General features: G+C 42.8%; 18 protein-coding genes and 4 tRNA genes. 8 read left to right on the forward strand and 14 right to left on the reverse strand.

Annotation, left to right across the window (positions count from 1 at the left end; genetic code table 11):
• Positions 1-36: 36 nt before the first annotated feature.
• The 9 genes from Q9R21_RS01580 to Q9R21_RS01620 form a co-directional block, all read right to left on the reverse strand.
• Positions 37-876 (reverse strand): NAD(P)-dependent oxidoreductase, encoded by an 840-nt coding sequence (locus Q9R21_RS01580; RefSeq protein WP_404976554.1) that lies wholly within the window; start codon positions 874-876, stop codon positions 37-39.
• A gap of 51 nt (positions 877-927) precedes the next feature.
• On the reverse strand, positions 928-2,283 hold the full coding sequence (rutG, locus tag Q9R21_RS01585) for a pyrimidine utilization transport protein G (RefSeq protein WP_311203581.1): 1,356 nt from the start codon (positions 2,281-2,283) through the stop codon (positions 928-930).
• A 33-nt stretch (positions 2,284-2,316) separates the two neighbouring features.
• Positions 2,317-2,805 (reverse strand): NADH-dependent FMN reductase RutF, encoded by a 489-nt coding sequence (gene rutF / locus Q9R21_RS01590; RefSeq protein ID WP_404976555.1) that lies wholly within the window; start codon positions 2,803-2,805, stop codon positions 2,317-2,319.
• Positions 2,806-2,977: 172 nt separating this feature from the next.
• Positions 2,978-3,358, reverse strand: a complete 381-nt coding sequence (gene rutC, locus Q9R21_RS01595) for a pyrimidine utilization protein C (RefSeq protein ID WP_253173297.1) — start codon at positions 3,356-3,358, stop codon at positions 2,978-2,980.
• Between the two features lie 33 nt (positions 3,359-3,391).
• Positions 3,392-4,153, reverse strand: coding sequence for a pyrimidine utilization protein B (rutB, locus tag Q9R21_RS01600; protein WP_311203582.1), 762 nt, complete (start codon positions 4,151-4,153; stop codon positions 3,392-3,394).
• Entirely contained in the window at positions 4,150-5,256 is a 1,107-nt protein-coding gene (rutA, locus tag Q9R21_RS01605; RefSeq protein WP_311203583.1) for a pyrimidine utilization protein A, read from the reverse strand. Before rutA ends, rutB begins: the two co-directional genes overlap by 4 nt.
• A 348-nt stretch (positions 5,257-5,604) precedes the next feature.
• Entirely contained in the window at positions 5,605-6,396 is a 792-nt protein-coding gene (gene rutD / locus Q9R21_RS01610; RefSeq protein WP_311203584.1) for a pyrimidine utilization protein D, read from the reverse strand.
• Between the two features lie 80 nt (positions 6,397-6,476).
• Complete coding sequence (locus Q9R21_RS01615; protein WP_311203585.1) at positions 6,477-6,734, reverse strand: hypothetical protein; 258 nt, start codon at positions 6,732-6,734, stop codon at positions 6,477-6,479.
• 137 nt (positions 6,735-6,871) lie between these two features.
• Positions 6,872-8,053 (reverse strand): S1C family serine protease, encoded by a 1,182-nt coding sequence (locus tag Q9R21_RS01620; protein ID WP_148334389.1) that lies wholly within the window; start codon positions 8,051-8,053, stop codon positions 6,872-6,874.
• A gap of 170 nt (positions 8,054-8,223) precedes the next feature.
• Here Q9R21_RS01620 and Q9R21_RS01625 point away from each other — a divergent pair, with 170 nt between their 5' ends.
• The 8 genes from Q9R21_RS01625 (at position 8,224) to Q9R21_RS01660 (ending at position 12,326) form a co-directional block, all read left to right on the forward strand.
• Positions 8,224-8,982, forward strand: coding sequence for a Nif3-like dinuclear metal center hexameric protein (locus Q9R21_RS01625; RefSeq protein ID WP_253175257.1), 759 nt, complete (start codon positions 8,224-8,226; stop codon positions 8,980-8,982).
• A gap of 153 nt (positions 8,983-9,135) precedes the next feature.
• Positions 9,136-9,762, forward strand: a complete 627-nt coding sequence (locus Q9R21_RS01630; RefSeq protein WP_004646486.1) for a superoxide dismutase — start codon at positions 9,136-9,138, stop codon at positions 9,760-9,762.
• Between the two features lie 148 nt (positions 9,763-9,910).
• Positions 9,911-9,986: transfer RNA gene (locus Q9R21_RS01635), tRNA-Asn, on the forward strand.
• 5 nt (positions 9,987-9,991) lie between these two features.
• Positions 9,992-10,067 (forward strand) — tRNA-Asn (locus tag Q9R21_RS01640).
• Between the two features lie 290 nt (positions 10,068-10,357).
• Positions 10,358-10,433: transfer RNA gene (locus Q9R21_RS01645), tRNA-Asn, on the forward strand.
• A 6-nt stretch (positions 10,434-10,439) separates the two neighbouring features.
• Positions 10,440-10,515, forward strand: a tRNA-Asn gene (locus Q9R21_RS01650).
• A gap of 61 nt (positions 10,516-10,576) precedes the next feature.
• Positions 10,577-11,020 (forward strand): DUF2726 domain-containing protein, encoded by a 444-nt coding sequence (locus Q9R21_RS01655; RefSeq protein WP_004279650.1) that lies wholly within the window; start codon positions 10,577-10,579, stop codon positions 11,018-11,020.
• A 316-nt stretch (positions 11,021-11,336) separates the two neighbouring features.
• Positions 11,337-12,326 carry a diaminopimelate dehydrogenase gene (locus Q9R21_RS01660; RefSeq protein WP_311203586.1) on the forward strand — a complete coding sequence of 330 codons (990 nt, stop codon included), beginning with the start codon at positions 11,337-11,339 and terminating at the stop codon, positions 12,324-12,326.
• Between the two features lie 186 nt (positions 12,327-12,512).
• Here the strand turns inward: Q9R21_RS01660 and Q9R21_RS01665 are convergent, their stop codons facing one another.
• The 5 genes from Q9R21_RS01665 to Q9R21_RS01685 form a co-directional block, all read right to left on the reverse strand.
• Entirely contained in the window at positions 12,513-12,776 is a 264-nt protein-coding gene (locus Q9R21_RS01665; protein WP_311203587.1) for a hypothetical protein, read from the reverse strand.
• Between the two features lie 147 nt (positions 12,777-12,923).
• A complete protein-coding gene (locus Q9R21_RS01670; protein WP_311203588.1) occupies positions 12,924-14,381 on the reverse strand; it encodes an alpha/beta hydrolase in 1,458 nt (485 codons plus the stop codon).
• Between the two features lie 120 nt (positions 14,382-14,501).
• A complete protein-coding gene (gene ubiA / locus Q9R21_RS01675; RefSeq protein WP_243475418.1) occupies positions 14,502-15,383 on the reverse strand; it encodes a 4-hydroxybenzoate octaprenyltransferase in 882 nt (293 codons plus the stop codon).
• A gap of 5 nt (positions 15,384-15,388) precedes the next feature.
• The gene (locus Q9R21_RS01680; RefSeq protein ID WP_004279643.1) at positions 15,389-15,895 is read right to left on the reverse strand and encodes a chorismate lyase; all 507 of its coding nucleotides are present in this window, start codon (positions 15,893-15,895) and stop codon (positions 15,389-15,391) included.
• A gap of 2 nt (positions 15,896-15,897) precedes the next feature.
• Positions 15,898-16,173: a hypothetical protein gene (locus Q9R21_RS01685; RefSeq protein ID WP_004279642.1), complete on the reverse strand. Its 276-nt coding sequence runs from the start codon at positions 16,171-16,173 to the stop codon at positions 15,898-15,900.
• Positions 16,174-16,262 lie beyond the last annotated feature (89 nt).

Consider the following 16,262-nt stretch of genomic DNA (forward strand, 5'->3'; position numbering starts at 1 on the left):
TGGTTTTTCTATGAATAGCAATTTATAAGAAAGACTCTAACCCCTTAATTCAATCTGTGTACGTTGTTCTAAGCCTTGCACCGCAGCGGAGAAATCCAACTGGCTGGCCTGTGGCTTGGCAATCTGCTGGAACTGTTGTTGCACCAATGACATCACTGATAAATCCAGTTGCTGCTGTTGCACTAGTTCCAAAGCAATACCAATATCTTTCTGCAATAAATCCAGCGCAAAGGTTTTATGAAACTCACGGCTTAAAACCCGCTGTGCCATGATATTTTCTGACATGCTGCTTTTACCACTGGAATGATTAATACAGTTCAACGCACTGCTTAAGTCAACTCCCTGCCCTTTCAGTACAGTTAAGCCTTCAGCCAGCGCCCATAAATGCGTAGCCATCAAAGTATTGTTAATGGCTTTCACTGCAAAACCGGAACCACTTTCTCCCACATATTCAATCAACCCAGCAAAAGCAGCAATGACCGGTTTGGCTTGCGTAAAGGCAGATTCACTTCCTCCCATCATCACGGTTAAAGTGCCTTTTTCTGCCCCAACAGTCTGACCAGATACCGGAGCATCCAGGTAATAGCTTCCCTGTTGCTCCAATCGATTTGCCAGTTTTTGGGCCGATTCTGGTACACCACTGGTACAGTCAATCCAGATTGCACCCGGTTTAGGTGGATGTGCAGCAATTAGCTTCTCTACATCCTGACTGGTCGGCAAGCAAGAAAAAATAAAATCTGCCTGAACCGCCTGTTCAATACCCACTGCCTGAGTCCTGAAAGATTGAGCATGATCTAGCGCTTTCTGTTCAGTCCGGTTCCAGACCCAAACCGGATGTCCGAGTTTTGGCAAATGGGAGGCCATATGCCAGCCCATTGCCCCAAGTCCTAAAAATGCAACTGTATGACTCAAAAAATACTCCTTATATTAAGCGACTGGCTTAACCTCAACTTCTGTTGCGGTCGATGCAGGTTCAGGCAATTCTTTATCTTCACCACGATTTAGGAACAGGTTCAACAAAATCGCAGCCAAAGTCGCAGTACCGATACCACCCAAATCGAAACCACCAATCTGCAAGCTATAATTACCTGTCCCCATAATCAGACACACCGCACCAATAATCAGGGTACTGTTCTTGGTAAAATCAACATGGTTATCCACCCAGATTTTGGCACCCGCCACAGTAATCAACCCGAAGACCACAATCGATGCGCCACCCAATAAAGCTACTGGAATGGTACTGATCACCGCACCAAATTTAGGTGAAAGTCCCAGCAAAATGGCGAAGATCCCGGCAAAGATAAACACGGTGGTTGCATACACTTTGGTCACTGCCATCACACCGATATTTTCAGCATAAGTGGTCATGCCGGTACCGCCGACAGAAGCGGATAATGAAGTACAAACCCCATCTGCAAAGAAACCGCGGCCCATATACGGTGACAGATTTTTACCAGTCATCGCGGATACCGCTTTAAAATGCCCAAGATTTTCTGCGACCAGAATAATGGCCACCGGTGCAATCATCAGCATCGCATTCATTTCAAAGACTGGACTCTGGAAATTCGGCAAACCAAACCATGCCGCTTCACCGACTTTGCTGAAGTCAATCGCAGGTCCGAAGCCCATCACATTGGTGAAAAGGAAATAAATCAGGTAGGAAGACAATAAGCCCAGTAACAGTAGCAGACGGCGTACCATCCCACGGGTAAACACGGCAATCACACTGATACAGATAATGGTGACCAATGCCATCCAGGAATCAAATTGGTTGGCTGAAACACTTTTGATCGCGACAGGTGCCAGATTCAAGCCGATAATCATCACGATGACGCCCGTGACTACCGGTGGCATTAGCTTTTCAATCCATGCAGTACCGGTTTTCATGACCAGCAACCCAATCAAGGCATAGACAATACCGCAAGCAATGGTACCGCCAAGCGCCAGTCCGATATTAGGATTCGCACCAACTCCGGAATAACCTGTAACTGCGACGACCGCACCAATAAAGGCAAAGCTGGATCCCAGATAACTAGGCAATCGACCGCCCGTGATCAGGAAAAATAAAATGGTCCCAATCCCGGTAATGAAAATCGTGAGATTGGGATCAAACCCCATTAATAAGGGTGCCAGCACGGTTGCGCCAAACATGGCAAACACATGCTGCAACCCGAGAATAATACTTTTTCCAGCAGGCAGATATTCATCTGTTTGCACGGGTGTGGTATCGAGATTGCCTTGGTAAGGCTTAAATTTTGGAAACCACGTTTCTTTTTCTTGCATCGGCTTCCCCTCCTTGATTAGGATTGAATTGAATTAGCACATTTTGTGTGGCTCACAGTAAGAACGGTTGAAGTACATCAGCGCATTGCCTTGACTCTGGCACATGGCTTTCACCTCACAGAACAGCACGTCATGACTGCCTACGGATAAACATTGGACCACCTCGCAGTCGAAACTGACTAAGGCATCCTCAAGTACAGGTGACTGGGTCACCAACGTTTTCCAGTTCCCCTGACTGAAACGCTCTGCCATCGGTGTTTTTCCACCGAACAGATTGGATAGATGCTGCTGATGTGAGGCTAAGGTATTCACACACAACACCTGATTATTCTTGAAAGTTTCATAAACCGAAGCTGAACGGTTCAGACAGACCAGCAAAGTCGGTGGCGTATCAGTCACACTACAGACCGCTGATGCCGTAAATCCTGCCTGTCCCGCCGTGCCGTGTGTGGTAATCACATTCACTGCAGCGCCCAGATTAGACATGCCCTGACGGAAAATCTGCTGATCGACCTGGGTCAATACTTCAGCTGCGGTTTCAGTCTTTAAAACCTTATTTGATGCATTATTCTCTGCAACTACGTCATCGATGATTTTAGAAAGTTTGGCATTCATGCTGTTCCCCCCGCCCCAAGTCAGTTTTCAGTGACAGACTTAGGGCTGATATAGATGAGATTGAATCAGGTGGTTCGACTTATACATGGGCAATCGAGGCGATTTCGACCAGCGCATGAGGTTTGACCAAACCCGTCTGTACGCAATATCGTGCCGGTTTATCTCCCGGGAAATACTCTGCATAAACGGCATTAATCGCTGCATAATCTGCCCAATCTTTGACAAATACATGATTGAAAGTCACATCGTCCATGCTGCCACCGGCTTCTTCAATGACGCGCTTGATGGTTTCCAGAATATGACGAGTCTGTGCTGCTGCATCGCCGACATGCACGATGTTATTATTTTCATCAAAGGCCAATGTGCCTGACACATAGACAATATTGTCTGCCTTGGTTGCCGGTACAAACGGCGCTAACGGTTTTGAAGTTCCTGCTGGAATAATGACTTCTTTAGGCATACTGTTTTTTCCTTAATCTTGATCTTTAATTCTTTAGGCACTTTCAGCCAATTTAGTTTCTTCAAGTGATTCACTTTCTTTTTGAAAGGTTTCGACAAAATTTGCAGTATCGGACACCCAGCCAAAGAAGGTCTTGATGTTGTACAAACTGGCTTCGTGGGCTTCGACTGGACCGGCCTGATGGCAAGCATCCGCCAGCGCCACGCCGAAATATTCCAGAAAGAAACCATCACGCAGGGTCGATTCCACGCAGACATTGGTGGCAATTCCGACAAAAACCAGATTGCGAATGCCACGGACACGCAACATGCTGTCCAGTGCGGTATTAAAGAAACCGCTATAGCGAGGTTTTTCGATCACCAAGTCTTGTGGCAATGGCTTTAACTCATCAATCAGTTCAAAATCCCAACTACCTTTGGCCAGTAACTGTCCCTGTAATTCAGGATGTTTACGCATGGTCTTTAAGGCATTGGATTTATGGAAATTTGGAGAATCTGTACCACCCGCTTCCTTATATTCGGCATCCCAGCCATTTTTGAAATAAATCACCTGAATACCGGCTGCATGTGCAGCATCAACAGCCTTTTTAATATTTTCAACCACCGGCTTGGTCTTTGAGACATCAAAGCCCGCCAGATCCAGATAGCCGCCCTGAGAGGTATAGGCATTCTGCATATCAATCACAATCAGGGCTGTCTGTTCTGGTACAAGACAAATCGCTTCGGGTTCCGCTTTAAGTGTTTTCCCTGTGCCGAGTTTTTCAGTAAAACCGGCTGTTACCACTGATTCACTCATGCGCTTTTCTCCAAAACTGGTTCTGCACCTTCAATGACAATATGCTCACGGCATTTCATCAGGGGCTGGATTTTTTGACCAAAATCTTCAACCCCTTGAATAAAATCATTAAAAGTTAATAGTACGCCTTCAGTACCCTTGATCTCGCCAATTTCATCCAACATTCGTGCCACATTTTCATAAGAGCCTACCAAGGTGCCCATATTGATATTGACTGGAGATACGCTAGAAGCCATTTGACGGATATTGGTATCTGTGCCCGAAGTGGTATCTTTACCGCCCTGATTCATCAGCCAGTTAATCGCTTCCATGTCGGCACCATCGTTATAGTGCTGCCATTTGGCTTGAGCTTCTTCATCAGTTTCGGCTGCAATCACCATAAACAGCACATAAGTCTGTACATCACGGCCAGTCACGTCCGTTTTTTCTTTCAGGCGGTTATTAATTTCTGCATAAGCTGTTGGAGTATTCAGGCCTTTACCAAATACGAAGTTATAGTCGGCATATTGTGCAGAAAACTCTAAACCTGCATCAGACTGACCTGCACAGATAATTTTCATATCCGCTTGTGGACGTGGGCTGACACGGCAGTCTTCCATCTGGAAATGTTCGCCCTTAAAGTCGGATTTACCAGTAGCCCAAAGTTCACGCAGAATTTGTACATATTCAGACAGATATTCATAGCGTTTACCAAAATAGTCATTGCCTGGCCACATGCCCATTTGGGTATATTCAGGTGGCTGCCAGCCGGTCACCACATTCAAACCAAAACGGCCATTTGAAATCGAATCAATGGTTGATGCCATTCGCGCGACAATTGCAGGTGGCATCACCAGAGTTGCAGCAGTTGCGAAAATTTTAATTTTGCTGGTGACAGCAGCAAGACCTGCCATCAGGGTGAACGTTTCCAGGTTATGTTCCCAGAATTCAGTCCTGCCACCAAAGCCACGCAGCTTGATCATGGAAAGTGCGAAATCGAAACCATAGTGCTCAGCACGCTGTACGATTTGTTTGTTTAACTCAAAAGTCGGCATGTACTGCGGTGCATTTTCAGAGAGTAACCAGCCATTATTTCCGATTGGACAGAAGACACCTATTTTCATTTTCACACCTCATTATTTTTAACACTTATTCAAAATTCTGATTCCACTTCGGGAATTTTATTTACAAGATAAACATTGCAAAGCGTGTGCCAACTATATTTAATTTATAAATATCAAACACTTAATATTTTATTTTTTGAATTTTTAGTAAAATATCTATTTTTACCTATGAGTCAATTTTGAACATACTGTTTCATTCAAGTGCACTCGTAGCGATTTGTGCATTTGCAGTTCATGCATCAATTCGAAGTAAAAACCATGCTGATGCTACAAAAATGATTGATTAGAAAAAATAAAAAGTCAGACCCAGAGTCTGACTTAAATAAACAGATTTATTGGCTGAAAATATCAGGCTGATTTTAAAAAATGCAGTATGTTTTGGTTAATCAGGGCAGTTTCAGTCACCGTAGAAGCATGTGCTCCCGTTTCGAGCAGGTTAAACCGGCTATGTGGCAATAACTGCTGCAATTTTTGTGAACATTGATATGGCACCAGAAAGTCATCCCGATTGGCAATCAGATGTACAGGAACATTTTTGAGTGCCTGCCGATGCACTTCTTCTAGTTGAAAAGCTTGTACTGCCTGTATACGTGCCAAGACATTTTGAATCGGTGGAAAGTCAAGGAGCTGCTTATTTTCTGCTTCGGTTAATGGGTCAATATGTGTTGAGATCCAGTATGGTGGATATAAAAATAAAGCTTGGGCCCGAACATAGGCTTCTGCCCCGCTATTCAGCAATAAAGAAGTCCTTGCCTGAAAACATTTTTGGGTATGTGAATCCAGTTCTCCCCAGGCATTCAACATAGTCAGGCTGAATAACTTAAACGCTTTATCAACCTGATAAGTCGCAAGCTGCATGCCGATATGCCCACCCAATGCATGACCAATAAAATGAAATTCACGGATATCCTGATTGATCAATAAATCCAGAATCTGCCGGGCCATATGATCTACGGAATAAGGCGTTGGCAACAGTTCAGAATCCGAATGACAACCTTCCTGATCATAGGCCACCACATGAAAATGTTGCTGCAAAGCCTCAATTTGTGGATGCCAGAAACTGGCGTGTCCACCTAGCCCAGAGGAAAGCACTACATAAGGCGCATCGGCCTGTACTGCGGGATGAATAGATAAAGACATAAAATTCTCATAGTTTAAATATGAGATGAATACAGCAAAATATATGCCTGAACAGGATTATTTTTGAACAATTGTTAAAATTATAGCCAGTACACATTGAACCTGTAATAGAACTCCTCTACCTCAAAGCGCACGATATAGCCCAGCTCTGTCAACTCCGCTGAAAGATGGTGAATTTCTTCCAGTGGTAGATGTTTAGGAAAAACTGTCAGTACCGCTGTATTGCCTTGCCGAGCATTATCTTCAATTAGTTGTGCCAGACGGGGCTTGTACATTTCAATATCCAGGTTAGCAACATTGGATAAAATTTTGGCCTGATCTGCCGTCATAAAAGTCATTTTTATTTTCTCTTTTAATGTTATTTCATTAAGCTAAATGATTTATAAAGCGCTTAATATTTCACTTTTGTATCAGAACAAGCTGAAATAATTGCATAAAAAAATCCCTCATGATGAGGGATTTTTTTTGATCAAACTTACTGGCCTGGTAGAGGAATATATTGTGAAGCACTGTCTTGTGCCTTACGTTCAGTCACCACAACTTCTAGCATCATGGTTTTCCCTGCCCGCTCAATTTCAATCTGAATGGTACTGTTTGGCTTTTGCAAAGCCACAAAATTAATCAGATGTGAGGCGGAACTAATCTCTTCCTCATTTACTTTCATAATTTTATCACCACGCTGGATTCCCGCTTTGGCAGCAGGTCCATCTGGGAGTACTTCTGCGACCGTTACGCCTTTTTCTTTAGGTTGCAGAACATCATCACGCTCTGCAGGTAATAAGCTGATCCCTAACCAGCCACGAACCACACGGCCATCTTTCAAAATGGCATTCATCACCTGCTGACAGATTTTGGCCGGAATGGCAAAACCAATCCCCAGCGAACCACCAGACTGCGAGAAGATTGCAGTATTCACACCAATTAAATTACCGGCGACATCAATCAGCGCACCACCCGAGTTACCCGGGTTAATTGCAGCATCAGTCTGCACAAAGTCTTCATAGGTATTAATACCCAAGTCTGAACGGCCCGTTGCCGAGATAATCCCCTGCGTCACGGTTTGCCCAACACCAAAAGGATTACCAATGGCCAGAACCACATCACCGACTTCATTGCCACTGAGTTTAAATGGCAAAACTGGCAATTGCGTCAGTTCAATCTTGATCACAGCCAGATCGGTATCCGGATCAGTTCCGACCACCTTGGCTTCAGCACGACGTCCATCCTGCAAAGCCACTACAATCTGATCGGCCTGTGCAATCACGTGGTTATTGGTCAGGATATAACCGTCTGGACGTACAATTACACCCGAACCTAAACTGTTTTCATTCGGGCTTTGTCCATACTGGTCAGGCAACTGATCGCCAAAGAATTCACGAAATACCGGATCGGTCAGTAAAGGATGCGCCTGTTGCTTGACTTTTTGGGTAGTAAAAATATTCACGACAGCGGGTGCTGCCACTTTTACAGCAGCACTATAGGAGACCACGCCTCCTGATCGCGACGTATCAATCAACGGCTCTACTTTTTCAGCAGGCATTTTGACACCATCTGGCGCAACTGGTGCCTTTGGTTTTTGTAGTTGTTGCCACCCCAAAAAACCGATAATGACTAAAATCAGTAACACCCAGGGTAACCATGTAAAGGTGCGGCGCACGTTGCTATCCTCTAAAATATTTTAATTCGTTGATGACTAAGTAATTTGTGTCCTATTGTAATGCGAAATACATAACTAAACACAAAAAATTCCACAGAGATTTGTGCAGCTTTAGTTACAATTAGACCTATAGATAAATATGGGCAAGTTTTTAAACTTACAGGAATTTTATGGCGAATTTGAACGATATTATTCAATGGTGTGACCAAACTTTGGCAGCACGTGAATTTAAGGACTATGCACCGAATGGCTTGCAGATTGAAGGCAAATCCGAGGTGAATAAAATCCTCTGTGCTGTGACTGCTTCCCAGAGTGCCATTGAAGCTGCAATTGAGCAAGGCGCAGATTTATTGCTGGTTCATCATGGCTATTTCTGGAAAGGAGAAGCCTACCCAATTACGGGAATGCGTGGTAAACGCATTAAAACCCTGATTCAAAATGATATTTCACTGGTTGGCTATCACCTACCTTTAGACAGTCATCCAACTCTGGGAAATAATGCTGCCATTGCGGATTTATTGGAACTCGAAAATATCGAACAGCTGGATCCGAGTGAAAAACGTCCGATTGGCAATATTGGCTATTTAAAACAGCCAATGAGTCCGGAAGATTTTAAAAATTATGTTTCAGAAAAGCTGGGCTTTGATGCGATTCATCTTCCTGCTGAAAAAACTCAAATCCATAAAGTCGGTTTCTGTACCGGTGGTGCGCAGGATTATATTCAAAAAGCGGCACTACAAGATTGTGATGCCTATATTTCAGGTGAAGTGAGCGAACGCACCTTTTATGAAGCTCAGGAACTGAATGTCCATTATTATGCCTGTGGCCATCATGCGACTGAAAAATACGGTGTGCAACGCTTGGCCAAGGCTATTTCAGAACAGTTTAATATTGAGTATGATTATTTCGAATTAAACAATCCGATTTAATTCGACTGACGGTTATGATCAGTGGCTTTATTCATATATTTTCAGGCTTTATTCTGTATTGTTATTTATACACGATGCCCATTTCTGCCCGATTATCTATTACAATAAAGCCACTTATTGTTAAAACCCAGCAAAATGCAAGGAATTGAAAACATGACAACCATTACTTTACCAGCATTACCTTATGGCTACGAAGATCTTGCTCCACACATCAGCAAAGAAACTTTAGAATACCATCACGACAAACACCACAATACGTATGTGGTTAACCTGAATAACCTGATCGCTGGTACTGAGCTTGAAGGCAAAACTCTAGAAGAAATTATTACAGCAACTGCTGGTGATGCTTCTAAAGCGGGTGTTTTTAATAACGCGGCTCAAGTTTGGAACCACACGTTCTACTGGAACTGTATGGCTAAAAACGGTGGCGGTAAAGCAACTGGTACTTTGGCTGCGAAAATTGACGAAGCATTCGGTTCTTATGAAAAATTTGCTGAAGAATTTGCTGCTGCTGCAACTACTCAATTTGGTTCAGGTTGGGCTTGGTTAGTGGCTGACGAAGTAAACGGTCAGCTTTCAATCATGAAAACTTCAAATGCTGATACGCCAATGGCGCACGGTAAAATTGCAGTGTTGACGATTGACGTTTGGGAACACGCTTACTACATCGATTTCCGTAATGCTCGTCCTAAGTACATCTCTACTTTCCTAGAAAGCCTAGTAAACTGGGATTATGCAAATGCGAAATATGCAGGTCAGCCTGCAGGTGTTGAGAAATAATTTTTTATTTCTTTGCTAAAAAAATCACCCATTTCGGGTGATTTTTTTATTTTTAGGCACTAAATGAATATTAATAAAGCAAACAATTCATTTCTTTACATTAATTGATTGACGACCTGGTTATTCCTCCCTAAAATGCCGATCAGATTCTCCAATAGCTCAGTCGGTAGAGCGACGGACTGTTAATCCGCAGGTCCCTGGTTCGAGCCCAGGTTGGAGAGCCATCTATTCTTCCATAGCTCAGTCGGTAGAGCGACGGACTGTTAATCCGCAGGTCCCTGGTTCGAGCCCAGGTGGAAGAGCCAAGATTCTAAAAAACCCACTCATTGCGAAGTGGGTTTTTTTATAGCTGTATTTTTTAAATTGAGATCATCTTGATTTATATGTGCGATCAACCTCTCATTTCTTATGATCCAGATCACTTATCAAAATTCAGGCTGATCGCGATTTTGTTATTAGAACCGGTTTACATAAACATAACAGTTTGAACTACAAACCTTTTCGACTATTTTTAAAACACTTGATTCAATTTCTGCAGCTTTTTTCTAAAAGTGCCTTGACCCCTTTTCAAATCTCTCTATAATCGCTGTCAGATTCTCCAATAGCTCAGTCGGTAGAGCGACGGACTGTTAATCCGCAGGTCCCTGGTTCGAGCCCAGGTTGGAGAGCCAATCTATTCTCCCATAGCTCAGTCGGTAGAGCGACGGACTGTTAATCCGCAGGTCCCTGGTTCGAGCCCAGGTGGGAGAGCCAAGATTCTGAAGAAACCCACTCATTGCGAAGTGGGTTTTTTTATTCTCCCCTTTTGTGATCTGTGTTTAATTTGAGTCAGTTTATATTTTTTGTGATTGGCTGCCTGGCAACTTTTGCATTAGTTTGCCTGCTCTTCCCACATCTCTTCACCCGTCAAAAGAAATTCTATCCGAAGCGCGTCATTACTGCTTTTGAAAGCAGGATGTTTACACGTCTGAAAGATGCCTTTCCTCATCATCACATTCTGGCACAAGTCGCGTTTAGCGCTTTGATCACGCACGATCAGATGAAAATGCGCAATCAATTTAATCGCAAAGTCACAGACTTCGTGGTACTTGATCGTGAATATAATGTAGTGGCGATTGTCGAACTGGATGATCCGAGCCATATTGGCAAAGAGCAGGAAGATGCTGAACGCGATGCCATGCTGATTGCAGCAGGCTATACCGTGATTCGATACACCCAGATTCCGACTATCAGACAACTGCAAAGGGATTTAAAATAAATTAAGCTGCAATTTCGATATTTCTCGCTGCAGCTTGAATTGGATTAATCAAAGCCTCCTGCTCCGCTTTTAATTTCTCGGCAGCTTTTCATGCTTCAAAACTAACCTATCCTCGTCCAATTTAGCGTCTCATCACAAGCATTCTCAGTTAAACCTGCCTTTCTGCAGGATTAGGGTGATAAAGTTTAAATTATCGCTCTATAATCCTTTCGAAAACAAAATATAAGTCAGATGACCTGATTGGCCTGTTCCATTTCTGGCCATCATCACCTTGCTTATTTTTGGCGTTGTTTTTTTATTCAGTGATCGTTTATTTATGCAAAATTCTATTCGTATTGGTATCGCGGGTTACGGTAATCTTGGCCGCGGTGTTGAAACTGCCATCCAGAAAAATCCTGATATGCAGCTTGTCGGTATTTTTACTCGCCGCTCACCAAGCGGCGTCTCTCCTTGCTTTGCAGAAACTCAAGTGTATAGCATGGATGCACTATTAAATGAGTTTAGCGATAAAATTGATGTGCTGATTCTTTGTGGCGGCTCTAAAGATGACTTGCCACAACAGGCGCCTATCTTTGCAAGTAAATTCAATACTGTAGATAGTTTTGATACGCATGCACGTATTCCGGAATACTATGCTGCAGTCGATGCACCTGCCCTTGCTAACAAAAAAACAGCTATGATTTCTATTGGCTGGGATCCTGGCATGTTCTCGATTAACCGTTTGTTTGGTGAAGCGTTATTACCAGATGGCGAAACTTATACTTTTTGGGGTAAAGGTTTAAGCCAGGGACATTCAGATGCGATCCGCCGTGTAGCAGGGGTGAAAGCTGGTGTTCAATATACCATTCCATCTACTGATGCGATTGAACAAGTCCGCAGTGGCACACGACCTGAGTTAAGCACCAAAGATAAACATCATCGTGACTGTTATGTGGTATTGGAACAAGGGGCTGATGCGGCAACAGTTGAACAAACGATCGTCAGCATGCCTGATTATTTTGCGGATTATAATACGACCGTGAATTTTATCAGTGAGGAAACATTACTGAAAGATCATCAGGATATGCCACATGGCGGTTTTGTCATTCGTAGTGGTAATACCAGTGATGCACAAAAACAGGTGATTGAGTTTTCTTTAAAGCTGAATAGCAATCCGGAGTTTACTGCAAGTGTTCTAGTGGCTTATGCCCGTGCCTGCTACCGCCTGAATCAAACTCAGCAATATGGTGCTAAAACAGCCCTAGATGTAGCACCCGCCCTACTTTCAATTAAATCCCCTGAGCAATTGCGCGAAGAATTGCTTTAAGATGATTTAAATATAGCCACCGATCGTATGATTGATGGCTATATTTTTTTGTTTTAGAGTTCGGATTGCTTAGTTACGAAATATCAAATATCTACAATCAAATGAAATAGTTTTCGACAAACGATGCAACTATCTACTACACAGACATTTGCAGTATTAGATAAGTGCAAAGGGATCTTAGATAGATTAAGGTGCTGTTGCACTACTTTCAGACGCAGCTTGTGTTGAATTTGCGTTAGCATCCTGCTCTGCTTTGAGCTTTTCCGCAGCTTCTCGTGCTTCAATACGTGCAATCATATCTGCCTGCTGCTGCTTGTATTTTTCCTGATTTTTAGCATCACTATTCATTGCAAGAAATGCCATACTAATTAAAAATACCGGAATACAAAGTGCAAGCGTACCAAAGATCACTAACTTTTTGATGTTGCGGGGCTGTGGCTGCTCAGACATAAAACCTACTTTCATTTCTTCATTTAATTACTGTGCCCAATATAACAAAATAAAGGCATAGCTCAAGTCTTGTATTCACAGGCTTTTGTTAAGCCCAAAATTTACATAAAAAAAGGAGACTAGCTCCTTTTTTTGAATCAACATAAATTAATTGGTTGCTGCAGTGCCTGTACAATGCGGACTGGTACTTGCATCTTTCTGCGCACTAGTTAGTACGATGCCAGTTCCTGCAGGCATGTGTGCTTGAATAAAATCGACAGCTTTTTCATTTCTACACACTATCGCTTGCGTATGACTCGCATTTGGTACAACATCCAACTCATATTTACTTGAATAGTCGGCTTGTGGGAAATATTTGGTTGCCTGTAATTTCATATTAGCAACCAATGCTTGAGTAACAGGTGGCAATACAGCCTGATCATCTGCACCCTGAATAATATAAACTGGTGTTTTAATCACTTTAGCCGCAGTTGCGTTAGTTGCAGGCTGATTATCAAGCAAGAATTTCTGAACCACTGGATCTGTTTGGATTTTATTTAAATTAATTCCATACTGAGAAATCATATGATTTGAATCTTTTAAGAATTCAAGTATCCCAGCTTTAAACTGTTCTTGTAGACCATTCGCACTGTTCGGGTCTGAATAACTTAAACACGCCCCTTCATCACCAGTACGACCATAGGCTTGCTCTGCAATCACGCCCGCATCTGCAGTAAAGATACTTTTCAAATCATAATTGGGTTCATACGCCTTAATACCTGAACTGGTTAATGCCGCATAAGCTAAAAGCTCTGCATATCCATCTGCAATTTGACTGATAAGCATTTGCCCTTGCGCACCCGTTAGCTGTCCCATACTTACTGCATAACGCACTTGCATCAACTGCTCATCCAATCGATTCAGTCCTTGCGCGTTAGGCTGACCATTCGTATCAACATTTAAATTCGGATCAAGATAAATTTGAATAATTTGACCTAAACTTGAGGCTGGTGCACCTGCAACTGCTCCCTTATAACTGGTATCTGTATTGGCAAATTCTGCAGTGCCTAATGATGCATGTCCACCTTGTGATTGACCAATCGACATCCATTCACCATTCAGCTTTGTACCATAATGAGCTTTCGCTGCCTTAACAGCAAAAATTGCTGATTGTGCTGCACTAGATAAATTTAGATAAGGATGTACACCTTTTGTACCTAGCCCCTCGTAGTCAGGTGCAACAATGACATAACCTGCTGCTAATAAACTATTGGCTAATATTTTAAAACGAGGGTGAATAATATTCTTACTCGGCGCACAATCATCCCCAGCACCCACAGTCCCATGTTCCCAAACTACAATTCGATAGCCATCTTTAGGCTGCGGCGCATCAGGAAACAATACCAAAGCCGTTGCTTCTGCTGTTTTCCCCTGTACATTGGTCATGTTATAGGTCATCACCTTGATCGATGAGCTACTATCGACACTATCCAAAGCATAATTAGCTTCTGAGATAAATGTTGGTTTCTGAGTCAAAATAGATGAGTCATTATCATCATTACAAGCTGTTAACGACAGCATGGAAACAGAAACTGCCAATGCAACTGCTATTTTTGTAAATTTCATAAGATATCCTTTTTAATCATTATTTTTAAGCATGAAACTACATGCAAGCTCCATTAAGGCATAAAAAAAAGCACCCGAATAGGATGCTTTATGCCAACTTAACTTTTAAGATAAATATCTTTAAACGACCAAAGCCATAAAAATACCGCAAAAAATTAACAAGCCAACCCAGCGATTGTGACGAAATGCCCAAAAACACCATTGAGGATCTCGATCACGTGTTTTTATCCATTGGTAAATAAAATCAAGAGCAACAACAATTAATGCAGCCAGACCAAATGGAAGCAATAAATTTTCTAGCCAAAGTGCCGCAGCAATCAACACAATACTAACGGCCTGTAAAGCACTAATAATTTGAATGTCATGCTGGCCAAATAAGATCGCTGTAGATTTCACTCCAATCTTTAAATCATATTCACGATCCGCAATCGCATATTGGGTATCATAAGCTACAGTCCAGGCCAGATTGCCAAAATATAAGAGCCAGCAGGTTAAATCCGGCGTTTGCCCCACTGCGGTATAAGCCATCGGAATCGACCAGGAAAATGCTAACCCCAAAAAGACTTGAGGCAAATGGGTATAGCGCTTCATAAAAGGATAAATAAACGCTAGAAATAAAGCCCCAAATGACCAGTAAAAAGTTTCAATCGGCAAGAAAAGAAGCAGGCAGGCGCTGGCAGCCACCAAAACCAGAAATACCATCACGGCTTCTTTAGCACTGATAATCCCGGTCGCTAGCGGACGGTTTTTGGTACGCTCCACATGCGCATCAACTTTACGGTCAGCAAAATCATTAATGGCACAGCCTGCTGCCCGCATAAAAATCACACCCAAAATCATGGGAATTAAAATTTCAATACGTGGCATTCCCTGAGCGGCAATCCACAGCGCCCACATGGTAGGCCAAAAAACCAGTTCAGTCCCAATCGGTTTATCAAAACGACAAAGATAATAATAGGCGCTAAGACGCTCACGCCAGGTGATTGCTTGTGCGGTTGCCATAAAAATCAAGCCCGTGAATTTTGTATAAAGTGTTCAAATGCCGGTAAAAATGTTTCTTGTACGATAAATTTACAGCCGTGCCAAGTATAGCAGCTCTGACGGGTCCAGCCCTCATCTAAAAGTACCACCCGGCGCTGGCACAGTGGATTAGTGCGCTGAAACAGAAACCAGCCAATCGGTTTGGTGCCAATATGCTGAAAAATTCGGGCTTTTTTTTGCAGGCTTAAAATCGGAAAGATGCTTTTGGCTTTCACCCAAGGAGACTGTTCCGAGCCGTAGAGATAACTTTCACGCACCCAGGAAGTATGCTGATGTGACATCTGCATCCATTTGGCATTGGCAAAGCTTAAACGCTGAAAATGCTCTTGAATTGGCTCGACATGGAATTGTCCTTGCGCCAAATCGGTCAGTTGTTGCGTGAGTGAACCCGATGCATACAGCCACGGTTTTAACTCAACAGGCAGAGTTGACAGCAACACACGCTGATTTTGATTTCTAGAACGACTATTCATTGTTAACAGTTATCTGTTTTTGCAATGATTTCATATTTGCCTTGTGGGGTTTTAATTAAAATAAAACCTTCAGCACTCAAATAAAATGATTCTGGATAAGCATAATCCAGCGCTATTTCAGGATTTTTCAGCGCCACAAATTGAGCCTGCTTATAACCCTCGGGAGTCCGCCCCACTTCAAGATAAGTCACTTCAGAGAAGTTCAACTTAAAACCTTTGTTATGATCTTTTGGATCAATCCATGGATAAAAGCTGGTGTGCTTTTTACGTTGTGCCATTTAAGCCCATCAATCATTTAAAATTATAAATAGATGATACAAAAAAACCCGCGACATGCGCGGGTTTTCTTCGCTTTAATTCGTGATGA

Source organism: Acinetobacter sp. RG5, assembly GCF_031844265.1.
Classification (GTDB): Bacteria; Pseudomonadota; Gammaproteobacteria; order Pseudomonadales; family Moraxellaceae; genus Acinetobacter.